Annotated in this window: 25 protein-coding genes; 12 read left to right on the forward strand and 13 right to left on the reverse strand. The window is 65.1% G+C overall.

Annotated features, from left to right (window positions below):
* Window positions 1-169: 169 nt before the first annotated feature.
* Window positions 170-2605 carry a DNA gyrase subunit A gene (gene gyrA / locus IEY21_RS14770; protein ID WP_188905116.1) on the reverse strand — a complete coding sequence of 812 codons (2436 nt, stop codon included), beginning with the start codon at window positions 2603-2605 and terminating at the stop codon, window positions 170-172.
* 332 nt (window positions 2606-2937) lie between these two features.
* Between gyrA and IEY21_RS14775 the strand changes: the two genes are divergently transcribed.
* From IEY21_RS14775 to IEY21_RS14810, 8 genes are all read left to right on the forward strand, one after another.
* The gene (locus IEY21_RS14775) at window positions 2938-3288 is read left to right on the forward strand and encodes a roadblock/LC7 domain-containing protein (RefSeq protein WP_188905117.1); all 351 of its coding nucleotides are present in this window, start codon (window positions 2938-2940) and stop codon (window positions 3286-3288) included.
* 88 nt (window positions 3289-3376) lie between these two features.
* On the forward strand, window positions 3377-3718 hold the full coding sequence (locus IEY21_RS14780) for a roadblock/LC7 domain-containing protein (protein WP_188905118.1): 342 nt from the start codon (window positions 3377-3379) through the stop codon (window positions 3716-3718).
* Entirely contained in the window at window positions 3715-4047 is a 333-nt protein-coding gene (locus tag IEY21_RS14785; RefSeq protein ID WP_188905119.1) for a roadblock/LC7 domain-containing protein, read from the forward strand. Before IEY21_RS14780 ends, IEY21_RS14785 begins: the two co-directional genes overlap by 4 nt.
* Before the next feature lie 60 nt (window positions 4048-4107).
* Window positions 4108-5154: a porphobilinogen synthase gene (gene hemB / locus IEY21_RS14790; protein WP_188905120.1), complete on the forward strand. Its 1047-nt coding sequence runs from the start codon at window positions 4108-4110 to the stop codon at window positions 5152-5154.
* Window positions 5151-5723 (forward strand): cyclin-dependent kinase inhibitor 3 family protein, encoded by a 573-nt coding sequence (locus IEY21_RS14795; protein WP_229753135.1) that lies wholly within the window; start codon window positions 5151-5153, stop codon window positions 5721-5723. The genes hemB and IEY21_RS14795 overlap by 4 nt, the downstream gene beginning before the upstream one ends.
* Window positions 5720-6094: an antibiotic biosynthesis monooxygenase family protein gene (locus IEY21_RS14800; RefSeq protein WP_188905121.1), complete on the forward strand. Its 375-nt coding sequence runs from the start codon at window positions 5720-5722 to the stop codon at window positions 6092-6094. The genes IEY21_RS14795 and IEY21_RS14800 overlap by 4 nt, the downstream gene beginning before the upstream one ends.
* Entirely contained in the window at window positions 6091-6600 is a 510-nt protein-coding gene (locus IEY21_RS14805) for a hypothetical protein (RefSeq protein ID WP_188905122.1), read from the forward strand. The genes IEY21_RS14800 and IEY21_RS14805 overlap by 4 nt, the downstream gene beginning before the upstream one ends.
* A gap of 38 nt (window positions 6601-6638) precedes the next feature.
* Window positions 6639-6953, forward strand: coding sequence for a hypothetical protein (locus IEY21_RS14810; protein ID WP_229753136.1), 315 nt, complete (start codon window positions 6639-6641; stop codon window positions 6951-6953).
* A 29-nt stretch (window positions 6954-6982) separates the two neighbouring features.
* Here the strand turns inward: IEY21_RS14810 and IEY21_RS14815 are convergent, their stop codons facing one another.
* The 4 genes from IEY21_RS14815 to sdhC form a co-directional block, all read right to left on the reverse strand.
* A complete protein-coding gene (locus IEY21_RS14815; RefSeq protein ID WP_188905140.1) occupies window positions 6983-7744 on the reverse strand; it encodes a succinate dehydrogenase iron-sulfur subunit in 762 nt (253 codons plus the stop codon).
* 83 nt (window positions 7745-7827) lie between these two features.
* Window positions 7828-9579 (reverse strand): succinate dehydrogenase flavoprotein subunit, encoded by a 1752-nt coding sequence (sdhA, locus tag IEY21_RS14820; RefSeq protein ID WP_188905124.1) that lies wholly within the window; start codon window positions 9577-9579, stop codon window positions 7828-7830.
* 35 nt (window positions 9580-9614) lie between these two features.
* Window positions 9615-9992, reverse strand: coding sequence for a succinate dehydrogenase hydrophobic membrane anchor subunit (locus IEY21_RS14825; RefSeq protein WP_188905125.1), 378 nt, complete (start codon window positions 9990-9992; stop codon window positions 9615-9617).
* Between the two features lies 1 nt (window position 9993).
* Window positions 9994-10365 carry a succinate dehydrogenase, cytochrome b556 subunit gene (gene sdhC / locus IEY21_RS14830; protein WP_373290526.1) on the reverse strand — a complete coding sequence of 124 codons (372 nt, stop codon included), beginning with the start codon at window positions 10363-10365 and terminating at the stop codon, window positions 9994-9996.
* A 316-nt stretch (window positions 10366-10681) separates the two neighbouring features.
* Between sdhC and IEY21_RS14835 the strand changes: the two genes are divergently transcribed.
* On the forward strand, window positions 10682-11038 hold the full coding sequence (locus IEY21_RS14835; protein ID WP_188905127.1) for a hypothetical protein: 357 nt from the start codon (window positions 10682-10684) through the stop codon (window positions 11036-11038).
* Window positions 11039-11091: 53 nt separating this feature from the next.
* Here IEY21_RS14835 and IEY21_RS14840 read toward each other — a convergent pair whose 3' ends face one another.
* Both IEY21_RS14840 and era read right to left on the reverse strand, forming a co-directional pair.
* Window positions 11092-13863, reverse strand: a complete 2772-nt coding sequence (locus tag IEY21_RS14840; RefSeq protein WP_188905128.1) for a hypothetical protein — start codon at window positions 13861-13863, stop codon at window positions 11092-11094.
* A 223-nt stretch (window positions 13864-14086) separates the two neighbouring features.
* On the reverse strand, window positions 14087-15013 hold the full coding sequence (gene era / locus IEY21_RS14845) for a GTPase Era (RefSeq protein WP_188905129.1): 927 nt from the start codon (window positions 15011-15013) through the stop codon (window positions 14087-14089).
* A 161-nt stretch (window positions 15014-15174) separates the two neighbouring features.
* Between era and IEY21_RS14850 the strand changes: the two genes are divergently transcribed.
* The gene (locus IEY21_RS14850; protein ID WP_188905130.1) at window positions 15175-15762 is read left to right on the forward strand and encodes a YIP1 family protein; all 588 of its coding nucleotides are present in this window, start codon (window positions 15175-15177) and stop codon (window positions 15760-15762) included.
* A 92-nt stretch (window positions 15763-15854) separates the two neighbouring features.
* Here IEY21_RS14850 and IEY21_RS14855 read toward each other — a convergent pair whose 3' ends face one another.
* The 3 genes from IEY21_RS14855 to IEY21_RS14865 all read right to left on the reverse strand — a co-directional run bounded on the left by IEY21_RS14855 (window position 15855) and on the right by IEY21_RS14865 (window position 19508).
* Window positions 15855-16679, reverse strand: a complete 825-nt coding sequence (locus IEY21_RS14855) for a transglutaminase family protein (protein ID WP_188905131.1) — start codon at window positions 16677-16679, stop codon at window positions 15855-15857.
* A 118-nt stretch (window positions 16680-16797) separates the two neighbouring features.
* Complete coding sequence (locus IEY21_RS14860; protein ID WP_188905132.1) at window positions 16798-17754, reverse strand: alpha-E domain-containing protein; 957 nt, start codon at window positions 17752-17754, stop codon at window positions 16798-16800.
* Window positions 17754-19508: a circularly permuted type 2 ATP-grasp protein gene (locus IEY21_RS14865; protein WP_188905133.1), complete on the reverse strand. Its 1755-nt coding sequence runs from the start codon at window positions 19506-19508 to the stop codon at window positions 17754-17756. Before IEY21_RS14865 ends, IEY21_RS14860 begins: the two co-directional genes overlap by 1 nt.
* A gap of 240 nt (window positions 19509-19748) precedes the next feature.
* Here IEY21_RS14865 and IEY21_RS14870 point away from each other — a divergent pair, with 240 nt between their 5' ends.
* Window positions 19749-21581, forward strand: coding sequence for an ABC transporter ATP-binding protein (locus IEY21_RS14870; protein WP_188905134.1), 1833 nt, complete (start codon window positions 19749-19751; stop codon window positions 21579-21581).
* Window positions 21582-21694: 113 nt separating this feature from the next.
* Here IEY21_RS14870 and IEY21_RS14875 read toward each other — a convergent pair whose 3' ends face one another.
* From IEY21_RS14875 to xpt, 3 genes are all read right to left on the reverse strand, one after another.
* Complete coding sequence (locus IEY21_RS14875) at window positions 21695-23257, reverse strand: acyl-CoA carboxylase subunit beta (RefSeq protein WP_188905135.1); 1563 nt, start codon at window positions 23255-23257, stop codon at window positions 21695-21697.
* 101 nt (window positions 23258-23358) lie between these two features.
* Window positions 23359-23847 (reverse strand): YflT domain-containing protein, encoded by a 489-nt coding sequence (locus tag IEY21_RS14880; RefSeq protein WP_188905136.1) that lies wholly within the window; start codon window positions 23845-23847, stop codon window positions 23359-23361.
* A gap of 92 nt (window positions 23848-23939) precedes the next feature.
* Entirely contained in the window at window positions 23940-24521 is a 582-nt protein-coding gene (gene xpt / locus IEY21_RS14885; RefSeq protein WP_188905137.1) for a xanthine phosphoribosyltransferase, read from the reverse strand.
* 64 nt (window positions 24522-24585) lie between these two features.
* Between xpt and IEY21_RS14890 the strand changes: the two genes are divergently transcribed.
* A complete protein-coding gene (locus IEY21_RS14890) occupies window positions 24586-25128 on the forward strand; it encodes a phosphotransferase (RefSeq protein WP_188905138.1) in 543 nt (180 codons plus the stop codon).
* Window positions 25129-25154: the final 26 nt, after the last annotated feature.

The raw sequence follows: 25154 nt of genomic DNA on the forward strand, positions 1-25154 counted from the left end.
GGTGGCATTTTCGGTTGTCACAAACAGAAAGTGTCCCCTACCGGGGACGCTTTCTCATACTTTGTGTCAGGCCGTCAGGGGTAAGCTCCCAAGATCAATGCAAGGTTAAAATGCGCCCGGTCCAGCAGGATCCGGGCGCACTTGCAAAGGCTAGGGCAGGAAAAGCAGCTTACAGGGCGTCTTCGCGGCGGATCGGGAAGGCGCTGATGACGCTGTCCTTCTCACCGATGTTCATGACCTTCACGCCCTGGGCGTTGCGGCCTGTCACGCGCACTTCCTCTACGCGGGTGCGAATTACCGTGCCCTTCTCGGTCAGGACCATCAGTTCCTCGTCGCCGGCCACACGGGCCAAGGTGACCAGCTTGCCGGTCTTCTCGGTCACGTCCAGCGTGATCACGCCCATGCCGCCGCGGCCCTTGGCGGGATAGTCGCCCACCGGGGTGCGTTTGCCCAGGCCGCACTCGCTGACCGACAGCAGTTCGCTGCTCTCGTCGCCGCCGGGGACCAGCGCCATGCTCACCACTGCGTCCTCCTCGCCCTCACGCAGCCGGATGCCGATTACGCCCTGGGTGGCGCGGCCGGTGTCGCGCACCTCGCCGCTCTGGAAGCGCATGGCCTTGCCGTTGCGGGTCGCCAGCACCACATGGTCATCATCCTGCACGATGCCCACGCTGATCAGCTCGTCCCCGCTTTGCAGGTTGATGGCGATCAGTCCGGCGGACGTGATGTTGCCGTAGTCGGTGATCATGGTCTTTTTCACCACACCCTTGCGGGTGGCGAAGATAAAGCAGCCCGCTTCCTCGAAGCTGCCGACGCTCAGGACGCTGGCGATGTTCTCGTCGTCACGCAGCGAGGGCAGCAGGTTGCGGATATGGGTGCCCTTGGCGTCGCGGCCCGCTTCCGGCAGGTCGTAGATCTTCTCGTGGAAGACTCGGCCCTGGTCCGTGAAGAACAGCAGGAAGTCGTGCGTGCTGCCCACGAAGACACGGGTGTTGATGTCCTCGTCGCGCAGCTTGCCGCCCGAGGCCCCGCGTCCGCCGCGTTTCTGCTCGCGGTAGGCGTCGAGTTTGGTGCGCTTGAGGTACCCGGCCTTGGTCATGGTGATGACCATGTCCTCAACGGCGATCAGGTCTTCCTTGCTGATGTCGTCTTCCAGCACGCTGATGGTGCTGCGCCGCTCGTCGCCGTAGCGGTCGCGGATGTCGCGGATCTCCTTCTTGATCTCGCGCCACAGCAGCTTTTCGTCGCCCAGGATGGCGCGCAGGCGGGCGATGGTCGCGCTGAGTTCGTCGTACTCGCCCTGCAGCTTGTCGCGCTCCAGGCCCACCAGACGCTGCAGGCGCATGTCCAGAATCGCCTGAGACTGCACCTCGGTCAGCCCGAAGCGGACCATCAGGGCGTCTCTGGCCTCCGCGCCGGTGTTGCTCGCCCGGATCAGGCTGATGACCTCGTCAATGTGGTCAAGGGCCTTGAGCAGCCCCTCGAGCACATGGGCACGTTCCTCGGCCTTCTTCAGTTCGTAGACGGTGCGGCGCGTCACCACGTCCTGACGATGGGTCAGGAAGTAGCGCATGGTGTCCAGCAGCGGCAGCACGCGCGGCTCGCCGTTCACGATGCTCAGGTTGATCACCGTGAAGGTGCCCTGCAGCTGGGTGTACTTGTACAGCTGGTTTAGAACCAGCGTGGGAATCGCGCCGCGCTTGAGTTCAATCACGATGCGCACCGGGTCCTTGCGGTCGGACTCGTCGCGCAGGGCCGAGATGTCGGGAATCTTGCCCGCCTTGTACATGGCCGAGATGGTCTGGATCAGGTTGGTCTTGTTCACCTGATACGGAATCTCGGAGATGATGATCTGGTTGCGGCCGTTCTTTTCCTCGATGCGGGCCTTGCCGCGCACCTTCAAGCCCGAGTGACCGGTGGCGTAGGCCTCGCGGATGCCCTGCTTGCTGATGCGCCCGCCGGTGGGGAAGTCCGGTCCCTGGACATGTTCCATCATTTCGTCGAGGCTCAGTTCCGGCTTGTCGATGATGGCGAGCAGACCGTTGCAGATCTCGGTCAGATTGTGCGGCGGAATGTTGGTCGCCATGCCCACCGCAATGCCGGTCGCGCCGTTGATCAGCAGGTTGGGGACTGCCGAGGGCAACACGGAGGGCTGAACCGTGGTGTCGTCGTAGTTTGGGCGCATGTCGACGGTCTCTTTCTCAAGGTCCGCCAGCACTTCCTCGGCCACCTTGGTCATGCGGGCCTCGGTGTAACGCATGGCGGCGGGTGGATCGCCGTCGATCGAGCCGAAGTTGCCCTGTGGATGCACCAGCGGATAACGGATGTTCCACCACTGGCCCAGGCGCACCATCGCGTCGTAGATGGAGGAGTCGCCGTGCGGGTGGTACTTCTTCATCACCTCGCCGACCACGGAGGCCGACTTGGCATGCTTCTGGTTGCTGTAGAGCCCCTCGAGCATCATGGCGTACATGATCCGGCGCTGCACCGGCTTGAGGCCGTCGCGCACGTCGGGCAGCGCACGGTCCACGATCACGTTCATGGCGTAGGTGATGAAGTTGGTCTTGACCTCACTGGTGATGTCAACGGGATGAATTCCAGTCATGTGTCTCCTGACGGGGCGGGGGTTGGACGCCCGGCAATGGGGTGTTGATCGAGGCCTGGCTTGGCTGCCAGGAGTGAAACAATTCTAGCATATTCTGCTATGAGCGTAATAAAAATCGTTCTGCAGAAGATTCCCTCAATACAGTCATTCTACCCGAAAGCAGCGGCAGAAACGGTGATTCAGGGCGGTGCGTTCAGGCGCCCGAACAGGGGCCTGGGGCTTTCGGTACAGGGGTGGCCAGCGCAGGGAGAAGGGGGAGGGCCGGACCGTGGCCGACTCATGCGCCGCTCTGTGACGATTCCGTCAAGGTCACTGCCTATCATGGCGGAAGAATGCTTGCCCAACTCACTCAACTTGTGAACGACGTGGATGGGGCCTGGGCCGCCGCCATCGGAGGCCTGGACGGCCTGCTGATCGAGGGCCACGCCACCACGGCTGCCAACCTGAACCTGCTGATCGCCGAACATGCCGGGTTGCTGCAGGCAGCCAACAGCGCCTATGCCCAGACCCTGAACGGGGGGCAGACCCGCGAACTGTACCTGCGCGGCGAACGCCTGAGCGTGTACCTGTGTCCGGTCAAGAGCGAATACTTCCTGCTGATCGCGCTGGACGCCCGCAGCAACCTGGGCCAGGCCCGGCTGTATGGCCGCGACGCGGCCCGCAAGCTGGAGCCGATGCTGTGAAGGCCCCCGTCCTGACCGTGGGTGTGCCCGCGCGCTTCTTCGCCCGCCCTGCTTCCCGCCCCGCTCCGACACTGACGAGGACCACGCTGTGAAAATAGATGCCCTGACCGAACTTCCCGGCGTGATCGCCAGCGCCCTGGTGGGCCCGGACGGCCTGCCCATCGAGGCGTCCGGGGACGGCGGCGACGTGCTGGCCGCCGAGCTGACCGCGCTGCGCACGGTCCTGGACCGTCTGGGCCGCCGCCTGGGGGCGGGGGAGGTCAGCCGCATCGCCCTGACCAGCGAGCGCGTGGAGGTCGTGGCGATCACCAGCGGGGAATACGTGCTGGGAGCGGCCCTGTCGCGCAGCAGTGACACCCGCCACGCCCAGCAGACCCTGGCGAAACTGGTGCTGGAACTCGGCGACCTGCCGCGCCCGGACCGCGCATGATCGGGGCGCTGCTGGACGTGCGTGGGGTGCGCCACGCGGTGCTGCTGGACCGCAGCGGAAGCGTGGTGAGCAGCGCGGGGGCAGACCGCGGCACGCTGGACCCGGCTGTCCTCAGCGGGGAGCAGGGACTGGCGCGGGCGGGCCATGCCGTGGTCGGCAGCCTGCAGGGCCACCTCGGCGGCGAGTGGCAGGATCTGTTGCTGGACGTGGACGGCGGGCCGGTCCTGCTGACCCCGCACGGAGACCAGCTGCTGCTCACCGCCTTTGACGACGTTGCCAGCCTGGGCCGGGTGCGCTTTGCGGTGCGCCGTCTGCTGGGCACAGCCTGAGCGCCGGTCTGTGAGGAGGGCCTTCCAATCGTGCGCCCGCGCAGGCGGTAGCGTGGGGCCATGTTAGACCGTCCCCGTCGCCTGCGCCGCACTCCTGCCCTGCGCGCCCTGACCCGCGAGGTCAGCCTGAGCCCCGCCCACTTTATCTATCCGATCTTCGTTCACGAACTGCCGGACGAGGCGCCGATCAGCTCCATGCCCGGCATCAGCCGCCACAGCATCACGGGAGCCGTCGAGCAGGCCCGCAGCGCGCTGCAACTGGGCATTCCCAGCGTGATCCTGTTCGGGATTCCCGACCACAAGGACGCGCTGGGCAGCGGAGCCTATGCCGAGGACGGCGTGATCCAGCGGGCAACGCGGGCCATCAAGGCGGCGCTGCCCGGCCTGACCGTGATCGCCGACACCTGCCTGTGCGAATACACCGATCACGGTCACTGCGGCCCCCTGTGTGGGGTGCCCGGGCAAAGCGGGGCCGAGGCGTGGACGGTGGACAATGACCGCAGCCTGGAACTGCTCGCCCTCACGGCGGTTTCGCAGGCCCGCGCGGGCGCGGACGTGATCGCACCCAGCGCCATGATGGACGGTCAGGTGGGAGCCATCCGCGCCGCCTTGGACGCGGCGGACTTCACGCACGTTCCGGTCATGAGCTACGCGGTCAAGTATGCCAGTGCGTATTACGGCCCCTTCCGCGACGCGGCGGGCAGCACCCCCAGCGTGGGCAACCGCGCCACCTACCAGATGGACCCGGCGGGCGGGCACCGTGAAGCGCTGCGCGAGGCCCGCCTGGACGCCGAACAGGGAGCGGACACGCTGATGGTGAAACCGGCGCTGGCCTACCTGGACGTGCTGCGCGTGCTGCGCGACCACTTCGACCTGCCGCTGGTGGCGTACAACGTCAGCGGCGAGTACGCGCTGGTCAAGGCCGCCGCGCAGCTCGGCTTCATGGACGAGCGGCGCACGGTCCTCGAGAACCTGACCGGCATGCGCCGCGCCGGCGCCGACGCGATCATCACCTACCACGCCCTGGACGCGGCCCGCTGGCTGCAGGAAGACGTGCTGCGGGAAGACGCCCTGCGGCCCCTCGCGCCGGCACAGGCGGGCGCGTGAGCGGCGCGGCGCTGCCCGATCCCATTCGCGTGGACTGGGTGCCCACCGGCCTGTGGCCCGGGCGCCTGGGCCTGACCTTCGCGCCCGGCAAGAAGGGCCACAGCGTCTATCAGCCGGGCGTGGTGCATGACCGGGATGTTCACGCTGACCTGCAGACCCTGGCCCGTGAGGGCGCGAACGTCCTGGCCCCCCTGATCGAGGATTTTGAGTTCGATCTGCTGGGCATGGACGGTTACCACGCCGCCGCCGACCTGCACCGCCTGCAGGTCCGGTCCTTCGCCATCCCCGATGGACAGGCCCCGGCAGACCGCGCCGATTTTGCCGCCTTCATCGACGAGCTGATGACCGATCTGCTCGATGGGCGCAGCGTGGTGGTGCACTGCCGCGGTGGTCTGGGCCGTGCGGGGCTGGCCGCCGCCTGTCTGCTCGTTCAGGGCGGCCTGGATCCGGAAGCGGCCATCCGCCTGGTCCGGCAGACCCGCAGCCCGAACGCCATAGAAACCCGTGGGCAGGAAGCCTTCATCCACGATTTCGCTGCCCTGACGCCCTCGGCCGGAGGTTCCGCATGATCACCGTGTCCAACCGCATCTTCGTGAATCCCGAGTATCACGCACAGTTCATGGACCGCTTTCGTCACCGGGCCGGTCTGGTGGACGGCATGCCGGGGTTCATCTCCAACCACGTCCTGACGCCCACCAGGGACGGAGACCCCTTTGTCGTCCTCACCTTCTGGGAAAGCCGCGAGGCCTTTGAAGCCTGGACTTCCAGCGACGCCTTCCGCCAGGGACACGCCCGCAGCGGCAGTCTGCCCCGGAAGGCCTTCAGCGGTCCCAACGTTCTGGAAGTGCATGAGGTTCTGGAGCCCGCCCAAGGCTCAGTACAGTCCGGCGAAGGGCTCATGGCTGCGTCAGGAACACGCCTTAAGATGAGGGCACCATGAAACTCCCTGTCCTGTTGCTGAGCGCCGCCTTTGCAGGCCTGCTGGCCTCGTGTGCTCCCACCATGACCGGCCCGCAGGTGGGCCGCATCGTGAACAGCGTCACCGGCCAGGAGGGCACCGTGAGTTTCCAGCGGGGCACCCTGCAGTCCCGGCTGGGCGATCCCTTCGCCGCGGACAACGCCACCATCCGCATAGGGGGTCAGGTCTACAGTGGGCGGACGGCCCTGCTGGACGGCGGCGCGGCGGGACCGCTGCCCCCAGGCTGGGGCCTGAGCGTTGCGCTGGGCGGCACGGCAGCGGTGGGCGACAGCGGGATGCTGGGAGTCGGCACCCGTCTGGATACGCCCCGCCCCCGCGCCCCACGGGTCCGCAGCGGCAACCTGATCGCCCGCACCGCTGGGGCTCCCACCCTGACCTTGATCTGCACCCTGACGGTGGATGAAACCGAGCACGGCATTGGCGAATGCACCGGCAACGACGGCGTGAGGTACGCCCTGCAATTCTGAATCGGGACGGCCCGGTCATCGTCTGCCTGTGCGGCAGCGTGCGCTTTCTGGAAGCATTCGATGCGGCCTCCCTGGCAGAAACGCTGGCGGGCCGCATGGTGCTGAGCGTGGGCAGCCACCGTCGGCACGATGAGGACGTCCTGGGTCATCTGGATGACGTTCAGAAGACGGCCGCGCTGAAAGGGCTGGCTGAACTGCACCGCCACAAGATTGATCTGGCCGATGAAATTCTGGTCATCAACGTGGGCGGCTATGTGGGCGAAAGCACCCGCGCTGAAATCGAATACGCCCGCGCTCGGGGCAAGCGGGTGCGCTGGCTTGAACCGCAAAAGGAGGGGCGCGGAAAGCCGTAGCCTCCGCGCCCCGTCTGCAGATGTGTGCCTTACGCCTGCTGGTACATCACCGCACGCTTGACTTCCTCGATCAACTGGGTGATGGGGATGTCGCGCGGGCACGCCTCGGTGCAGTTGTAGGCGGTGCGGCAGCGCCACACCCCGGTGTTCTGGTTCATGATGTTCAGCCGCTGCTGGGTGGCCTCGTCGCGGCTGTCGAAGATGAAGCGGTGTGCCTGCACGATGGACGCCGGACCCAGGTAGGAGCCGTTCACCCAGAAGATCGGGCAGGAGGTGGTGCAGCACGCGCACAGGATGCAGTTGCTGGAGTGCGCCATGCGCTCGGCCTCGGCCTCGGACTGAATGCGCTCGGCGGCGGGGGCGGGCGACTCGTTGATGAAATAGGGCATGATCGCCTTGTACGAGTCGAAGAACGGCTCCATGTCCACGAGCAGGTCCTTTTCCACCTTCAGGCCACGGATCGGCTCGATGGTGATGGTGCCCCCGTCTTTGGCCACGTCACGCACCAGGGTCTTGCAGGCCAGGCGGTTGCGCCCGTTGATCAGCATGGCGTCGCTGCCGCAGATGCCGTGCATGCACGAGCGCCGGAAGGTCAGGCTGGGGTCGTGGTACCACTTGACCTCGTTGATCACGTCCAGCACGCGGTCCCCGGCCTGGGCCTCGATGGCGTAGGTTTCCCAGTGCGCCTTGCGGTCCTTTTCCGGGTCGAAGCGCAGAATCTTGACTTTGACATGCAGCATCGGCAGCGCCCCCTTGACGGCGGCGGGCGCGGTGCTGGTTTCGTGTGGCATTTGGGTCATTGACAGTCCTTTCGAATATGGGCCGGTGAAGGGATGGAGGGTTCAGATCTCTGGGCCATCCCTTCGGTCGCGGGTCAGTACACGCGGGCTTTGGGCTCGAAGGCGCGGGTGAATCCCTTGAGGGCCACGTCCTTGTAACCGATCTGCACGTGGCCGGGCCGGTTCAGGTCCTTGTAGGCCATGGTGTGCTTGAGCCAGTTGACGTCATCGCGGGTGGAGTAGTCGGCGCGGTCGTGGGCGCCGCGCGATTCGGTGCGGTTCAGGGCGCTGGCGGTCATGGCCTCGGCGCAGTCCAGCATGAACCCGAGTTCCATGACCTCGATCAGCTCGGAGTTATAGCGCAGGCTGGGGTCGCCCACGTTCACGTTCTGATAGCGCGCCTTGAGTTCCTTGAGGATCTCGACCTGCTTTTCCATGTCCGGGCCGTTGCGGAAGATGCCGACATTGTTCATCATCGACTCCTGCATCTCCTTGCGGATCAATGCGGGATTTTCCTTGCCGCTGCCATTTTTCAGGCCGTCGAACATGTCCTTGGTCTCGCGCTGCGGATCGTCAGGCAGATCCGGGAATTCCACCTGGCGGGCGTACTGCGCGGCGTAGATACCGGCACGGCGGCCAAAGACCACCAGATCACCCAGGCTATTGGTGCCCAGACGGTTGGCGCCGTGAAGGGACACGCAGGCCTGCTCGCCCGCCGCGTACAGACCCTCAATGCTACCCCCGTTCCCATCGGACAGACACAGCCCATTGAGGTCGGTGGGAATGCCGCCCATCGCGTAGTGGGCGGTGGGCTGCACGGGAACCAGATCCTTCACCGGATCCATGCCCAGGTAGGTGCGTGCCAGGTCGGTGATCTCGGCCAGCTTGCCCTCGATGACCTCGCGCGGCAGGTGGGTCAGGTCGATGTTGACGGCGTCGCCGTCGCGGCCCACGCCCCGGCCCTCGCGGATCTCGCTGATGATGCTGCGCGACACGATGTCGCGCGGCGCAAGGTCCTTGATGGTGGGCGCGTAGCGCTCCATGAAGCGTTCGCCGTCGACGTTGCGCAGAATGCCGCCCTCGCCGCGAATGCCCTCCGTGACCAGAATGCCCAGCTTGGCCAGGCCGGTGGGGTGGAACTGGTAGAACTCCATGTCCTCCAGCGGCAGGCCCTTGCGGTAGTAGATGCTCATCAGGTCGCCGGTCAGCGTCAGGGCGTTGCTGGTGATTTTGAAGATCCGTCCGTAGCCGCCCGCTGCCAGGATCACGGCCTTGGCATGGAAGGTGTGGATCTCACCGGTGGCGAGTTCGTAGGCGACCACGCCCCGGCAGCGTCCGTCCTCGATGAGCAGGTCGGTGACGTGGAACTCGTTGAAGAACATGGTGCCTTCCTTGACGTTCTGCTGGTACAGCGTCTGAAGGATCATGTGGCCGGTGCGGTCCTTGGCGTAGCAGCTGCGCTCGACGGCCGCCTTGCCGAACTCGCGGGTGTGGCCGCCGAACTTGCGCTGGGCGATCTTGCCGTCCGGCGTGCGCGAGAAGGGCAGGCCCATGTGCTCGAGCTCGTACACCGCGTCGATGATGTCCTTGGAAAACACCTCGGCGGCGTCCTGGTCGGCCAGGTAGTCACCGCCCTTGACGGTGTCGAACATGTGCCATTCCCAGTGGTCTTCGGCCACGTTGCCCAGCGCGGCGCCGATGCCGCCCTGTGCCGCGCCGGTATGCGAGCGCGTGGGGTACAGCTTGGAGATACACGCGACCGAGACATTGCCCTTGGCGGCGTACAACGCGGCCATCAGGCCGGCGCCGCCGGCGCCAATCACCAGTACGTCATAACGATGCTGCATAGTCAGTTAAGTCCTTTGACTGCCTCAGGGGCAGCTCAAATCGAGAAGAGACCGATGGTGCCGAACGCAAAGACCAGCGCCACCACGGTGTAGAACACGCCCTTGACCCAGGCCCGGTTGGGCCGTGAACGCACGTAGTCCTCTATGGAGTAACGCGCGCCGTTGGTGCCGTGCATCAGGGCCAGCGCCAGGATCAGCCAGTCGTAGAACTTCCAGGCCGGGTTGGCCAGCTTGCCCACCACGGCCGTGAAGGTCGCGTCGGCCTCGGAAACCTGAATGAAGGTCATGTAGATGTGGCCGAGCACCAGAAACACCAGGATCAGGCCGCTGATGCGCATGAAGATCCACCAGTTCAGTTCGGCGTTGCTGTGGGCCTGCTGCCGGGCATCCACGAAGGTTCTCGCACGGATCATCTCAGTACCCTCCGACCAGACGGGGCCACAGCGACCACGCCGCGTACACAAAGCTCGCCACGCTGATCAGCAGCACGCCGTACCACATCTGCCGCTGGTAGGCCACGCCCGCACCGGTCATGTCCATCATGATGATGCGCAGGCCGTTAAAGGCGTGATACACCACACCTGCCGTGATAAAGACCAGCCCGATACGGAAGACCGGCAGGTCGTAGGTGTCGTGAATGGCCATGTAGAAGCGCTCACCGAACATGAACGACCCGATGCTGAACACATGAAGCAGCAGATAGGCCAGAATCGCCAGCCCCGACAACCGGTGGAGCAGGAATGCCCACTGCCCCTCTCTTCCCTTATACATTCCCTTCCTCCTCACTTTCTTCGTGCCCTGTGCAGGCTCTGCTTTTCATTCCAGCCCGTAGTCTAGGACAAGCATTTTGCCGTGTGGGTAACTGTGCTGACCGTTGGTGCCACGCTTTCAAGGCAGGAACTTGAGCAACGCGCCAAGGATAACACTCACCTCTGTTCTGCCGGTCGCGCGGCACCCGGCCTGCCTCCCCGGGGGCTGTTACCGCTCCGGGAGCAAAGGCCTTCTGAGCCTGCTCCGTGGCTGGCCCGCGCCGAGTCCCAGACGGCCCGCCGCGCACCCGCCTGACCGAAGTGCGCCGCGCACTCGCGCTACTCTGGAACCCATGACCGATTCTCGCAACCCCAAAAATGCAGAGCAGGAGGCAGAGTTTACCCGCAAGATGGTGCTGGGGCTGCTCAGCACTCTGGAACACAAGGGTCTGCTCAGCAAAGGCGAGGTGGACTCGATCCTGCGCGCCGCGCGACAGGCGGCCTATCCGGTGACGCCCCCGAAGGCGGCCGGCCCCGCCGGTCCGGGCACCCGCTGGGTCAAACCCGGTCAGCCGCCGCAGGAGATGGACCGCAGTACCCCGGTCGCCATTCCCGACGTCCGGGCGAAGGCTGACCCTGAGCCCACGTCCGGTGGCCACGGGAACCCGGAAGAACGCAAGCTGCCGATGATCGATATGGAACTGGACTGAAGCAGCCGCACGGGTGACAGTGGCCTCGGTTATTTCCGGATTCCCCGGACTGTTTAAGGCAGGAGACTCAGGTAGGTTGCGATCTGTCCTCCAGAAGTGTATTCCTGGGTCAGTACCGCCACACCACCACTGCTCAGCGGCGTCGCCGCTGCAGGGCTGCCCAGAGACAGTTCGGTGAACTGATTGGTGGTGACATCAATCTTAAGGAGCCCGTTGTAGCTGGTGCTCCAGAGTACCGTGCTGTCTTTCTTGTCAAAGCCAATCATCCGGCCGATTTGAGATTGGTTTTGAAACGTCGTTGTGGAACCGTCTGTGTTGATGCGCTTCAACCGCCCGTATTCGGTGAGATAGATCAGCCCGTCGTTCCTGATGGCGATACTGGTGGACTGCGCGCTGGCTCCGAATTCCAGGGGGGTGACGGTATCCGTGACTGTGTCGATCTTCAGCCCCTTGTTCGAGTAGCTTGGCAGATAGATCAGTTGCTTGCCGTCATTGCTGGCCGTGAACGTCCCGCTCGCCTCGATCGTCTGTGCTGTGGGGACCGTCGCGACGGCGCCTGTGGTGGGGTTCCAATGTGTCAGGGCAGTCAGCTGTCCTCCCATGCCGGTCTGGGTGGTCTTCACGAACCAGATCCGTCCGTGACTGTCGCTTGCGCCGTTGTCCACTGCACTTGGGGGAGTCAGAGGGGTACTGGTTCCGCTGGCAGTGACCAGATAAGCCTTACCGGATCCATGAGGGGAGGTGGTGGCCAGAAGGGAGCCACTGGGCAGGGCGATCAATCTCACGATGGTGTCCGGAATGCTGGCGGTAGCCACGACTTTTCCTGCCACGAGCCGCCTGAGCGTGCTGACATTGAGGGACTGCTGCGAATCGTATTCGCTGGAGGTCACCCACACCCCCTGGCTGGCTGCCACAGCTTGCGAAGACACGTTTGCTCCCAGGGCCGTCCGGGTAGGTCGCACGGTCAGGGTAAAGGTGTTGCTGCCGGTATACGGCAGGGCACCCAGATCCGGTGAAGTGATCTGTACCTGAGTGCTTCCCAAAGCCGCGTCCACCACCGCCGTGAGCGGCACCTTGACCGTGGTCACGGTGTTGGGCGCGACCTGTACATGGGTCGGCGTCGCCGTAACGCCCTGGGGCAGCCCGGTGATTTCCAAGGTGGTGGTGCCATTAAAGCCGTCCTGACTGCGCACGTCCACCTCAACAAACCCTTTGTCTCCCTGATACACGGCCTGGGATTCGTAGCTGTTGTGCAGGCTGACCGTGACCGTTGGCTTGGGGACCGTCAATGCGACGGACCCTTTGGCACTTCGGTCTCCGCTCTGAGCGGAGACCGTGAGGGGGTAGGTGCCGGGTTTGAGGGTTGCATCGCTGGTCAGCTCAATCTGAGTGGAACTGTAACCGTTCAGGTTCACATTGACGGGTTTGGCCACGACGCCGGCCGGCAGCCCGTTGACGCTTAGCGTGACGTTGCCACTAAAAGTGCCCGTGCTGCTCAGAGAAACGGCGATATACCGGGTGCTGCTGGGGGGAATCTGTACCTCTGGATTCTGGATGTACATACTGATGCCAGGGCGGTTGACATTGAGGACGCCGAAGCCCGTGCCCACCTGCTTGCCGGTTCCATCCTTGACCATCACCTCAAACGGCTGCCCTGTGTAGTTGTCTGTTCCAGTGTACCGGAACGTCAGTTTGGTGGCCAGCAGTTGCGGCTGCAGATCCAGCCCACCGAACATGTCGGAGTGTGCCGCCTGAGCGGTCATTTTGGGCAGCGGAGCCAGAGTCACTGTGGCGGGTTCTACCGTCAGGCCCGGAATCGAGGTGCTCAGATTGACTGTGCCGGAGTAATTGCCAATCTGAACCAGGTCGGCGTCCACCGTCACCGTCTCATTGCTGGTGAAGGTCAGGTCCTGTGAATTGAAATCAACACCCACGCGGGGTGTGCTGGAAGTAAATACCAGTCCGACTTGGTCGTCGGACGAAGCGTTGCGGACGGTGTAGGTCGTGCCGTCCTTGGAGAGGACCAGGGTGTTCCAGCCGCGTCCGACCGCAATGTCATACTTCACGCTGAAGGCAATGCCCGCGTCATTCGTAAAGCTGCAGGTGCTTTTCATGGTGAAGGGCCGATCTGAATACAGCCGGTCAATCAGGGCGTCCGGCAGGGAGGCGTCCGCACCGGCCACCACCTTCTCCTTGATCGTTCCGAGCAGATCACGCTGTGGACTGTATGTATTGAGGTAGATGCTCTCCAGCACCCGGGCAGTGGAGTCGCTGCTCCTTGCCGTGCAGCCTGCATCGAAATTGCCTGTAAGGTCCGCCGCCTCAGGCGCAATTTTGGACAGATCAAAGGAGAGCACATTGTCGGCGAGCGTGGACTTGGCGAAAAATACAGTTCTGGCGCTCTCTATGTAGGCGTTGTTGAGCTTCAGGTCCGTTCCGCTGACTTTTCCGGAAATGGTGGTATTACTTAGCGCGACTCCGGCCGGAGCACTGACCTTGTATTCCAGCGTCACCGTCTTGTCGGCGTCGAGCGTCACGCTCTGGGCAGGGGGTGTGGTGTACCCGTTGACCGGGCCGCCCTCCACCCTGAGGACGTTGCCCGCCGCAATGCCGGCGAAGGCTTTGCCGCTGGCGAGCGTGCCCTCAAACAGCGTGGCCTGGATGGTGGAGTTGATGACCTTGACGGGAGCGCTGGTGGGCCCAGTCAGTTTGATGCTCAGGGTATGGGCAGAGGCAGGCGGGGTGGGTCCACCGCCTCCTCCACCACAGGCTGCCAGCAAGGCAGTCAGGGTTACAGTCATGGCGGGCGCGATCATTTTCTTCATGTCCACTCAGGAATCTAATCCTTGCCGTTTTAACCCGCGTGCAAAGTTGACCGCTCAGCCGCTCATCCGCTCAGCCCCACCGTTCCATTAAGACTGAATCAGTTTGGAGGGGTTTGCTAGCCTCTTACCGCCTTACACCTACTTCATGCCGGCGAAAGCATGCAAAGACAGACCGGAGTGCCGCAATGGCACTCCGGTCTGTTCCTTCGCTTCCCGCCGCGTCTTACTCGTAGCCCAGTTCGCGCAGCGCTTCGGGGTCCTCGCGCCAGCCATTGATCACGATAACTTCCAGGCCCAGAAAGACCTTGCGGTCCAGGAACACCTCCAGCTGCTTGCGGGCGGCCTGGCCGATCTCGCGCAGCTGCTTGCCGCCCGCACCAATGACCATACCCTTGTGGGCGTTCTTCTCGACCACGATCTCGCCCTCGATGCGTTGCAGGCCATCCTCGCGCTCGGTCCAGCGGTTCACGCGGGTGGCGACGGCATAGGGCAGCTCGTCGCGCAGCTTCTTCATGGCCTCCTCGCGGATGATCTCGGCGGCCCACATCTCGCGGGTCTGGTCGCTGGCCGCGCCGCGCGGGTAAAAGAAGGGGTTCTCGGGCAGGATATCCAGCACCTGTTCGCGCAGCATGGCGACCGCCGTGGTGTTGTTCTGGGCGCTGAGCATCACTTCCTGCGTGTCGGCCGTACGGCCTTCCAGCAGCGCGCCGTACAGCTTCATGGCCTCCTCGGGGTACTTGGAGACATCGAGCTTGTTGCCCACCAGGAACAGCGGCTTGGGCAGGTCACGCAGTTGCCGGGCCACCAGCTGATCCTCCTCGCCCGGGGGATGGCGCAGGTCCACCACCCACAGGATGGCGTCCACATCGGCCAGGGCGCTGTGCACTTCCTGGTTCATGTACTTGCCCAACGCGTCCTTGGGCTTGTGCAGCCCCGGCGTGTCCACGAAGACGATCTGGTGGGTGTCGCTGGAAAAGATGCCGCGCACGCCCCGCCGGGTGGTCTGGGGACGGGGACTCGTCGGAGCCACCTTGGTGTTCAGAAAGGCGTTGAGCAGCGTGCTCTTGCCGACGTTCGGCTTGCCGACAATCGCCACGAACCCGGAATGGGTCTGGGGCGTGGCGCCGGTGGTGGAGGACAGGTCTGTCATTGAACCATTCTCTCATGCCTGCGGCCCAACAAAAGGGAGGCGAAGGCGTCGGGTCGCGGATGGGAAACAGGGACTGCCCAGACCAACCTGGGATGGTGCATTAAGCTGGCATAAAGGCAGATGGGCGGAACGTCAACAGTGGCCAGAGCGTACTGTGGGTTATGAGAGGCCCCGTCTACTCCGGCCCTGAATCCAATATTCAGGACATGTTTGCCCAGAGCACCGCCGTCCTGACCCAGCCCAGCGCCGCGACGTTCGAACGGTACGAGAAGCGCGGCGGCATCAAAAGTGCCTTCACCTATGTGCTCGTTGCCGCTGTCGTCTCGGCAGTGATCGCGGCATTTTTTGCGCTCTTTCATTCGGACGTGACCTTCTTCGGTCAGTTCTTCTCGCGCCTGATCACCATTCCGGTACAGTTCCTGATCTTCACCGGGGCGGTGTACCTGATCGGCGGAAGCCTGTTCAAGGGGACCGGCACCTATCCGGAAGTCGCCTACACCTTCGCGCTGTTCTTCGTGCCGCTGAGCATCATTGCCACGGTCATCGGCATCATTCCCATTCTGGGCTGGCTGGTGTCGCTCCTGATCAGCCTCGTGATGGTCTATTTCGGCTATCTCGCGGTGCAGTCGAGTATGAATCTGCGCGAGCAGGTACCCGCCATCGTGACCCTGGTGCTGGCAGGTATTGCCAACTTCATCGTGGGGATGGTGCTGGGGGCAGCGCTGGGTGGGCTGTTCGTGGCCGGTTGAAGCCAGCTTTTCTTCTCCAGGCAGGTTCAGTGTGGAGGCGGCGTCTGAGTGGCGCCGCCCCAGTTTCTTGTTCCCTTCCCTGAAGTACTGCCCTACTGGTCGCTGTACACGTGTACGGCCACGTCCAGCTTGCCCTGACCGCCTCCGAAATAGGTTCCTCCCACCGGAGAAACGTCGCTGTATTCGCGCCCGTGGCCGATCTTGATGTGCTTTTCCAGAGCCAGGCAGTCGTTGGTGGGATCGTAGCCCAGCCAGCCGTACCCCGGAATCAGGCATTCGACCCAGGCGTGGGTGGCCTCCGCACCGCGCATCTCGCCGCCGCTGTACAGGTAGCCGCTGACATACCGTGCCGGAATGCCGAGTTGCCGGGTGATGCCCAGCATGGCGTGCGTGAAATCCTGGCAGACCCCGCGCCCATGCTGGGCAAATTCGGCCAGCGGGGTGCGCACATCGGTGGCCTGCGGATCATAGGTGAAGCGGCGGCGCAGATGACTGGTCAGGTTCATCAGGAACTCGGGCAGATCGTCGCCGGGGCCGGGGCGCGTGACCCCGAACAGTTCCGGCCATTGACCGCCCGGCACGCGCGGGCTGGGCACCAGGAACTCGCTGTTGCGCCCACGCACCGGCCTCAGCTCGCCCACAGGGGTGGGGGCCGGCAGGGTCACGGCGTGGGTGTCCACGATGGCCTGGGCCTCGATCAACAGGTGCCGGTGGTGTTCGTGCACGTGAACGTGATGCACGATGGCCCCGAAGTAGTCCTTGTGCGAGGTGATCTCGGCGTTCGGCGTCACGTTCAGATGAAACAGCCGCACGCTCTGGCGGGTCTCCTGGGAGGGATGCAGCCGCACCTGATTGAAGGAATCCCAGGCGGGCTTGGGATAGTGGTACTCGGTGGTGTGCCGGATTTCGCAGCGCATAGCAGATGAACCCTCTACCGGTTCTGCGGGGCAGTCTGACACGTCCGGGCGCCGCAGGGGCGGCGCGGAGCAGACGACTTCCGGGGGAAACAGCCGGCGGCGGCGGCGGGGCGGAGCCTCATTCTTCTTCGAAATAGGCCGCGTTGATGGCGGCCCCCACCCGGTTGAAGTCGCCCAGCAGCGCCTCGATGGAGGGATCCTGGGTCTGGACGATGTCGGTCACGCGGGCGTACTGCAGTCGGGCGACCAGCCAGCGCGACAGCCGCAGGATCTCGGGATGGGCGCCGGGGTGGTGGCGGTCAATCTGCGAGAGCGCCTCGTGCAGGTTCTCGGCGCTGTAACGCACGCTGCGCGGAAAGTAGTCGTCAAGCAGCAGGAATTCGGTGACCTTCAGCGGGTGAATGCCCGTGTGTACCCGCTTGCGGTAGGCCTCGTACGCGCTGGCCCCCTTCAGGGCGCTGACCCAGCGCTGATCCTGCAGGGTGCGGCCGGCCGGGTCGGCGCGCTCGGTCTGGGCGGCGGCGTCCTTGAAGCGGCTTTGCAGCACGCGCAGGGTGTTGTCGCCGCGCTCCAGCATCTGACCGGCGCGCATGAACGACCAGCCCTCATCGCGCGGCAGGGTGGCGAAGGCGATGCCGAAGAAGAACTGCGAGGCGTCCCGGGCGGCGGCGCAGTATTCAAAGAGGCCGTCGCGGTCAAGCACATCGCCGTTCTCGAAACACAGCGTCAGGTAGGAGCGGTTGACCGATTCCCACATCTCGCTGGGAATGCGGTCGCGCAGGCCACGGGCATTCTCGCGGGCGCGGGCCAGACTGCTCGCAATGCTCGATGGATTGTCGCGGTCAAAGGCCATCCATGAGCTGACGCTGCGGGCGTCCAGCCGGCCATACTTGGCCCGCAACTCGCTCTCGCCGCCGGTCAGTTCCAGCAGCGGCGTCCAGTATTCGCGCGCGCGGCCCGAGACCTCCAGGCCCGCGTAGTAGTTGACGTTCAGGAGCCGGGCGGTGTTCTCGGCCCGCTCCATGTAGCGCCCGATCCAGAACAGGTTCTCGGCCAGCCGGGACAGCAGCAGCATTATTTCTCACCTTCCTGGGTCTCAGGGCCTTCAAGCTCGTCTTTTTCCAGCTCCTGCTGATAGGACTGTCCGCCGGGAGAGGGGGGAGGCGTGTCCGACGACTGACTCAGGGACTGCCGCTGGGTCTGTGAGCCGCTGCCCGGCTGTTCCTGCGATTGGGTCGGGCGCGGTTCGGCGGTGGCCCCGGCTTCTGGCTCAGAAGCTTCCCATCCGCCGTCCTCGCTGCCCACCGCGGGGTCATAGACCGGGTCAGGGCCGCCCTGGTGAGCCTGCCGTGCGTCGCCGTGCATCATCTGACTCAGGCCCTGCGGCGTGACCGGACCGTCATGGTCCAGCACCCAGGTGTCCTTGCTGCCGCCCCCCTGCGAGGAATTGACCACCAGACTGCCCCGGCGCAGCGCCACGCGCGTCAGGCCACCCGGCACGATGGTCACGTCGTCGGTGCCGCACAGGATGTAGGGCCGCAGGTCAATATGCGCGCCTTCAAATCCACCGCTGTCGGGATAGAAGGTGGGATGGCGCGACAGGCCCACCACCGGCTGCCCGATGAAGTCGCGCGGATTGGCTTTCACCTTGACTAGGAACTCCTGCACCTCCTGCTCGCTGGCCGAGGGACCGATCAGCATGCCGTAGCCGCCCGCCTCGCCCACCGCCTTGATGACCATGTTGGCGGCGTTGTCCAGGATGTGCTGCAGGTGGTCGGGGTCGGTGCCCAGAAAGGTGGGGACGTTGTTCAGGATGGGCGTTTCGTTCAGGTAGTACCGGATCATGTCGGGCACATAGGCGTACACGGCCTTGTCATCGGCCACGCCGGTGCCGATGGCGTTGGCGATGGCCACCCGTCCCTGACGGTAGACGTCCACCAGCCCCGAAACGCCCAGCGCGCTGTCACGGCGGAAGGCCAGCGGATCGAGGAAGTCATCGTCTATGCGGCGGTAGATCACGTCCACCTGTCGGCGCCCCCCGGTGGTCCGCATCCAGACCCGCCCGGCGTCCACAAACAGGTCGCGGCCCTCCACGAGCTCCACGCCCATCTGCTGGGCGAGGTACGCGTGCTCAAAGTACGCGCTGTTGTACATGCCCGGCGTCAGGACCACCACCGTGCCGTTGTCGCGTGGGCTGACCGATTGCAGCAGCGCGAGCAGCACCGTGGCGTAGTGCTGCACCGACCGCACGCCCTGGCCCTCGAACATCTTGGGGTAGATGCGGCGCATGGCGTCACGGTTGGACAGCAGATACGACACCCCGCTGGGCGAGCGCAGGTTGTCCTCCAGCACCAGATATTCGCCCTTCTCATCCCGGATCAGGTCCGTGCCGACGATGTGGGTATACAGGCCGCCGGGAGGCGTGACGCCGTGGACCTCGCGCCGGAAATGGCCCGAGGTATACACCAGTTCCCCGGGAATGACTCCGTCGCCCAGAATCTGCGCCTCGCTGTAGACGTCGTTCAGAAAGGCATTCAGCGCCCGCACGCGCTGGGTCATCCCCGCCTCGACATAGGCCCACTCCGAGGCGGGGATGATGCGCGGCACCGGGTCAAAGGGAAAGGTGCGCTCGGTGCCCTTGGAATCGCCGTACACCGTGAAGGTGATGCCCTGGTTGCGAAAGGCCACATCCAACAGCCCGTGCCGCCTCTGAAACTCGGGAATGCCCAGGCGGTCCATGTAGTCCAGCAGGCCCTGGTAATGCGGCCGCACCTGCCCGTCCGGCGTGTACATCTCATCAAAAAATTCGCTGCCTGGCTGGTATTTCATGCGCGCCGACCCCCTGTGTGCTGATCCTATGTGCTGAACTTGAGAATGCAACAGGATACGCGCAGACTCCGGGGCCGCGCCCGTTCCGGTGTCTGCCATTAAGACCGCATGAGCGGCGCGTGACGGGCGGGGAGCGCTCTGGCACGGCCTCCACGCCGCCTGGTCCAGTCCCCGCAGGCCGGACCTCAAGCGGCCCCTTCAAGACAGTTGTCGGGGAACCCGGGGGCGTAGGCTGGGCCCATGTTCTCGCGCCCTGGCCGCTCCTCTGCGTCTGATATCCCGATCGGCGACCCTGACGCGCCCCGGCCCCGGCGTGATCCCCGGCAACTCAGACGGCTGCTGGCCTTTACGCGGCCGTACCGGGGGCTGTTCATCGTGGGCTTGCTCGCCACCCTGGTTGCCAGCGGCCTGAACCTGATCTTTCCGCTGCTGTTCGGCCGTCTGATCGACGCCTCGTTCCTGCGGGTGGGCAGCACCGATACCGGGCCGCTGGACCGCACCGTGCTGGCGCTGCTGGGAATCTTCGCCCTGTCGTCGCTGTTCGGGGCGGCGCAGTCCTATCTGCTGTCGCGGGTGGGAGCGGGCGTGGTCGCCGACCTGCGCCGGGCGCTGTTTTCTCATCTGCTGACCCTCTCGCCCCGCTTTTTCGGGGACCACAAGACCGGGGACCTGACCAGCCGCCTGACCGCCGATGTGGGCACGGTGCAGACGGTGACCAGCACCGCGCTGGCGCAACTGGCGGCCCAGTCGGTGAGCCTGATCGGGGCCGTGATCCTGCTTGTGCTGACCAGCTTCAAGCTCAGCCTGCTCACGCTGGCGGTCATTCCGGTGGTGATCGGGACGGCCTTTACCATCGGGCGGCGCATCCGCCGGGTCAGCCGCGAGGTGCAGGACGCCGTGGCCGCCGCCAACGCCAGCGCCGAGGAGGCCATCAGCGGGGTGCGGGTGGTCCAGAGCTTCACCGCCGAAAACGTGGAGCGCGGGCGCTACGGCCAGGGAGTGCTCGCCAGTTTCCTGGCGGCGCTGCGCCGGGCCCAGTTGCAGGCCCTGATGGGCGGGGTCATGAGCTTCCTGACCTTTGGGGCGCTGGCAGTGGTGCTGTGGTACGGCGGACGGCAGGTGATGGCGGGCGACCTGTCGCCGGGCAACCTCGTCACCTTCCTGATCTACGCCCTGCAGGTGGGCGGCACCGTGGCGGCCCTGACCGGCATCTTCAACCAGTTTCAAGAAGCGCTGGGGGCCTCGGGGCGCATCTTCGAACTCCTTGACGAGCGCAGTGACCTGCCCACCTCCGATACGCCCCGGCCGCTGGCCCGCGCCGAGGGACAGGTCGAATTCCGGGACGTGGCCTTCGCCTACGGGGGGGCGCCTGTGCTGCGCGGCCTGAAGGTGGCCGTGCCCGCCGGACAGGTCGTGGCCCTGGTCGGTCCCAGCGGAGCAGGGAAGACCACCTTCGTCAACCTGATTCCGCGTTTCTGGGACGTAACCGGCGGCTCGCTGCGGGTGGACGGCCGGGACGTGCGCGACTACCCGCTGGAGTCCCTGCGGGCCCAGGTGGGGCTGGTGCCCCAGGAAACGCTGCTGTTTTCCGGCACCGTCCGCGAGAACATCCTGTACGGGCGGCCCGACGCCTCGCCGCAGGAGGTCGAGGCCGCCGCGCAGGCTGCCAACGCCGACGAATTTGTGCGCGCCTTTGAACACGGCTACGACACGGTGGTGGGTGAGCGCGGAGTCAAGCTCTCGGGCGGGCAGCGTCAGAGAATCGCCATCGCCCGCGCCATCCTGAAAGACCCGCGCATCCTGATTCTGGACGAGGCCACCAGCGCCCTGGACAACGAATCCGAGGCGCTGGTGCAGGCGGCCCTGGAACGGCTGATGCGGGGCCGCACGACCTTTGTGATTGCCCACCGCCTGTCCACCATCCGCAACGCCGACCGCATTCTGGTCATGAATGCCGGCCGGATCGTCGAGGACGGCACCCACGCCGAACTGATGGACGTGGGCGGGCTGTACCGCGACCTGTACGAAATGCAGTTCCGGCAGGAACAGGAGGCGCAGGCCGAACTGGTGTGACCCCGTGTGGTCACAGGTCACAGGTCACGGCAAGCTTCCCGCCCCGGCCGCATTCGGCGGTGCAGGGTGGGGAAGCTGGAAGGCCCCGTGGTTCTGATGACAGGGGGTTGGGACTACAGCGGCATGTTGCCGTGCTTCTTGTACGGCCGGGTCTCTTCCTTGTCGCGCAGCATGGCAAAGGTCTGGATCAGGCGGGCACGGGAGTCCTCCATCGGGATCACGTCGTCGATGTAGCCCTTGCTCGCGGCCACGTAGGGATTGTCGAAGGCGTCCTTGTAGTCGGCGATCTTCTCGGCGCGCATGGCCTCGGGGTTTTCGGCGCTGTTGATCTCGCGGCGGTAGACGATGTTGGCGGCTCCCTCCGCGCCCATCACGGCGACGGCGGCGGTGGGCCACGCATACACCACGTCTGCGCCCATGTCGCGGCTGTTCATGGCAAGGTACGCGCCGCCGTAGCTCTTGCGGGTGATCAGGGTGATCTTGGGCACGGTGGCCTCGGCGTAGGCGTACAGCATCTTGGCGCCGTGGCGGATGATGCCCGCATGTTCCTGCGCCACGCCGGGCAGAAAGCCGGTGACGTCCACCAGCGTCAGCACGGGGACGTTGTAGCAGTCGCAGGTGCGGATAAAGCGCGCGGCCTTGTCGGAGGCGTCGATGGTCAGGGTTCCGGCCATCACCCGCGGATTGTTGGCGACGATGCCGACGCTGTGGCCGCCCAGCCGCGCAAAGCCCACCACGATGTTCTTGGCCCAGTTCGGCTGGATTTCCAGAAAGGTGCCGTCGTCCACCAGTTCGTGAATGACCTCGTGCATGGCATAGGGCTTGCGCTGATCCGGCTGCACGATCTCCAGCAGGCGTTCGTTGCGGCGGGAGACGGGATCGCTCGTTTCCTTCACGGGGGGATGCTCGTGGGCGTTTTGCGGCAGGTAGCTCAGCAATTCACGCACGCCGAGCAGCACGGCCTCGTCTCCGTCGTATTCCAGGTGGGCCACGCCGCTTTTGCGGGTGTGGACGTCCGCGCCGCCCAGCTGATCGAAGGTCACGTCCTCGCGCGTCACGCTCTTGATGACCTCCGGGCCGGTGATGAACATGTAGCTGCTGCCCCCGCTCATCAGTATGAAGTCGGTCAGGGCCGGGGAGTACACCGCGCCGCCCGCGCAGGGGCCCAGAATGGCGCTGATCTGCGGCACGGCCCCCGAATAGATCGCGTTGCGGTAGAAGATCTCGCCGTAGCCGCTCAGCGAGTCCACGCCTTCCTGAATGCGCGCCCCCGCCGAGTCGTTCAGGCCGATCACCGGGCAGCCGGTCTTGGCGGCGAGGTCCATGATCTTGGTGACCTTGGCGGCGTTCATCTTGCCCAGCGACCCCCCGAGCACCGTGAAGTCCTGCGAGAACACGAAGACCTGCCGGCCGTCAATGGTGCCGCGCCCAGTGACCACGCCCTCGCCGGGCGCCTCCACACCCTGCATCAGGCGCCCGCCGCGGTGCTCCACGAAGGTGCCCATTTCCAGGAAGCTGCCCGGGTCGAGCAGGGTGTCGATGCGTTCGCGGGCCGTGAGCTTGCCGCCCGCACGCTGCTTGTCCTGCCGCTCCTTGCCGCCGCCGGCTTCCACCTTGCCCCGGCGCTGTTCCATCTCGGCGATCAGTTCCTGCAATTCCATGCCCGGCTGTGTCATGCGGGCCATGCTATCCAACTGGGCCTCGGGGCGCGAAAGGCCGGAGCGTTCCTCCCGGGGGGACGCTGGTCCGGCCCCTTCGGCACTTTCGCCGGGCCGGTTTAGCGCGGCGGCAGGTTGGCGAGCAATGTTCGGGCCTGCTCGGCGACCTCGGCATCGGCCAGGATCACGTACCGCTCGGCCCGCATTCCCCCGATGGAGGTGAAATCCCGCCGCCCGCCGCTCAGCGCGTACCCCACGAGTCCCCAGACCACCCCGAAGATGGCCCCCAGCACCATGCCGTAGGCCACCGAGAACAGCACATTGCCGCTGCCCAGTCCCAGAAAACTGAAGATCAGCCCCACGAACAGGCCCACGAACAGGCCCTGACCGAAGCCCAGGCCCGCCGCGCGGCCCCAGTCCAGGCGGCCCGTGACCTGTTCAACGGTTTTGAGACCCTCTCCAATGATCGCGGTGCGTTCCACCGGGAACTTCTGGTCACTCAGGTAATCCACGGCCCGCTGGGCGTCCAGGTAGGCGGTGTAGGTCGCCACGGTAATGCGGGCGCTCTGGTCCGGAATGAGGGCGGCTCGGGGATCAGGCTGGGTCATGGGTCACGTCCTTTCGCTCAGCCTAAAGACGTGGACTGCCACGCAACTGAGGACCACATTCAGAAGGCCTCATGTTCGCGGGTCTGCGCGCTTCAGGCCCCGACCTCGACCACGATGCCCTCGGCCTCGCTCATGCGGACGATGTTGGCGAGGGTATGAATCGGCACCCCCAGGTCGGCGAGATTCTCGCGGCCCGATTCAAACTGCTTTTCCACCACGCAGCCCAGGCCCAGCAGCGTTGCGCCGCTGAGTCCGATCATGCCGGTCAGGGCGCGCAGCGTGCCGCCCGAGGCCAGAAAGTCGTCGATCACGACCACGCGGTCATCCGGGCCCAGGAACTCGCTGCTGATGAACAGGTCGACGGCTCCCCCCTTGGTGCGGCTCACCGAGGAGGCGGTGAAGGCGGGCTCCTTCATGGTGAGCGGCTTTTTCTTGCGGGCGTAGACCATCGGCACGCCGAGTTCCATCGCGGCGCTGATGGCAGGCGCGATGCCGCTGACCTCGATGGTCAGGATCTTGTTGGGCTGCAGCGGAGCGAACAGTTCGGCAAAGCGCACGCCCATCTCGCGCGTCAGTCCGGGCAGCAACTGGTGGTTGACCAGGCCGTCCACCTTGAGAAACCCACCGGGCAGGATCAGGCCCTGTTCACGAATCGCGTCCACCAGTGATTGCATGGGGGCGAGTGTACCCGCCACAGTGCTGATGTGGCGCGGCCGGGGTGAGACCAGACTGGAACGGATGCCCGCCCTGCCCGATCTGACGCCCGCCGAACTCGCCGCCTTTTCAAGACAGTATGGCCTGCGCGGAACGCTGGAAAGGCTGCCCAGCGCCGGCATCGTCAACCGGGTGTACCGCGCTGTCCTGAAGGACCGGGAGGTGGTCCTGCGCGTGCCCATGCCCGGCGACACTGAGGACACTTTGACCGAGAGTGTGGCGGTTCCCGCCGCCTTCTGGGCCGGAGTGCGGACGCCGGAACTGCTGATCTTCGATGATGAGCGCCGTGTGGTGGAGGCACCCGTGACCGTATACGCCTTTGCGCCGGGGTGCAGTCTGGACGGGTACGGATGGGCCGGGAGGGAGCCACAGGTGCTGCGCGCCTGGCGGGAAGCGGGACGTGAGCTGGCGAGGCTTCACCGGCAGGTGCGGGTCGTCTCCGATCCGCACGGCCGGCTGGAAGTCATCACGCCGCCCGACACCGCCCTTACCCTGGGCCGGGTGACGGAGACTAGAGCCCGTTTTGGAAATGAAAAGACTGTCTCAGACAGTCTTTTCATATTGTGACCAGCCGGCGGAGCAGGAGACGGGTC

It is taken from the genome of Deinococcus aerophilus (assembly GCF_014647075.1).
Lineage (GTDB): Bacteria > Deinococcota > Deinococci > Deinococcales > Deinococcaceae > Deinococcus > Deinococcus aerophilus.

Excerpts from the sequence above, each read along its gene's own strand:
- gyrA (WP_188905116.1), bottom strand. The coding sequence starts at position 2,605 with ATGACTGGAATTCATCCCGTTGACATCACCAGTGAGGTCAAGACCAAC.
- IEY21_RS14775 (WP_188905117.1), top strand. The coding sequence starts at position 2,938 with ATGCTTGCCCAACTCACTCAACTTGTGAACGACGTGGATGGGGCCTGG.
- IEY21_RS14785 (WP_188905119.1), top strand. The coding sequence starts at position 3,715 with ATGATCGGGGCGCTGCTGGACGTGCGTGGGGTGCGCCACGCGGTGCTG.
- hemB (WP_188905120.1), top strand. The coding sequence starts at position 4,108 with ATGTTAGACCGTCCCCGTCGCCTGCGCCGCACTCCTGCCCTGCGCGCC.
- IEY21_RS14800 (WP_188905121.1), top strand. The coding sequence starts at position 5,720 with ATGATCACCGTGTCCAACCGCATCTTCGTGAATCCCGAGTATCACGCA.
- IEY21_RS14805 (WP_188905122.1), top strand. The coding sequence starts at position 6,091 with ATGAAACTCCCTGTCCTGTTGCTGAGCGCCGCCTTTGCAGGCCTGCTG.
- IEY21_RS14815 (WP_188905140.1), bottom strand. The coding sequence starts at position 7,744 with ATGCCACACGAAACCAGCACCGCGCCCGCCGCCGTCAAGGGGGCGCTG.
- sdhA (WP_188905124.1), bottom strand. The coding sequence starts at position 9,579 with ATGCAGCATCGTTATGACGTACTGGTGATTGGCGCCGGCGGCGCCGGC.
- IEY21_RS14825 (WP_188905125.1), bottom strand. The coding sequence starts at position 9,992 with ATGATCCGTGCGAGAACCTTCGTGGATGCCCGGCAGCAGGCCCACAGC.
- IEY21_RS14835 (WP_188905127.1), top strand. The coding sequence starts at position 10,682 with ATGACCGATTCTCGCAACCCCAAAAATGCAGAGCAGGAGGCAGAGTTT.
- IEY21_RS14840 (WP_188905128.1), bottom strand. The coding sequence starts at position 13,863 with ATGAAGAAAATGATCGCGCCCGCCATGACTGTAACCCTGACTGCCTTG.
- era (WP_188905129.1), bottom strand. The coding sequence starts at position 15,013 with ATGACAGACCTGTCCTCCACCACCGGCGCCACGCCCCAGACCCATTCC.
- IEY21_RS14850 (WP_188905130.1), top strand. The coding sequence starts at position 15,175 with ATGAGAGGCCCCGTCTACTCCGGCCCTGAATCCAATATTCAGGACATG.
- IEY21_RS14855 (WP_188905131.1), bottom strand. The coding sequence starts at position 16,679 with ATGCGCTGCGAAATCCGGCACACCACCGAGTACCACTATCCCAAGCCC.
- IEY21_RS14860 (WP_188905132.1), bottom strand. The coding sequence starts at position 17,754 with ATGCTGCTGCTGTCCCGGCTGGCCGAGAACCTGTTCTGGATCGGGCGC.
- IEY21_RS14865 (WP_188905133.1), bottom strand. The coding sequence starts at position 19,508 with ATGAAATACCAGCCAGGCAGCGAATTTTTTGATGAGATGTACACGCCG.
- IEY21_RS14870 (WP_188905134.1), top strand. The coding sequence starts at position 19,749 with ATGTTCTCGCGCCCTGGCCGCTCCTCTGCGTCTGATATCCCGATCGGC.
- IEY21_RS14875 (WP_188905135.1), bottom strand. The coding sequence starts at position 23,257 with ATGACACAGCCGGGCATGGAATTGCAGGAACTGATCGCCGAGATGGAA.
- IEY21_RS14880 (WP_188905136.1), bottom strand. The coding sequence starts at position 23,847 with ATGACCCAGCCTGATCCCCGAGCCGCCCTCATTCCGGACCAGAGCGCC.
- xpt (WP_188905137.1), bottom strand. The coding sequence starts at position 24,521 with ATGCAATCACTGGTGGACGCGATTCGTGAACAGGGCCTGATCCTGCCC.
- IEY21_RS14890 (WP_188905138.1), top strand. The coding sequence starts at position 24,586 with ATGCCCGCCCTGCCCGATCTGACGCCCGCCGAACTCGCCGCCTTTTCA.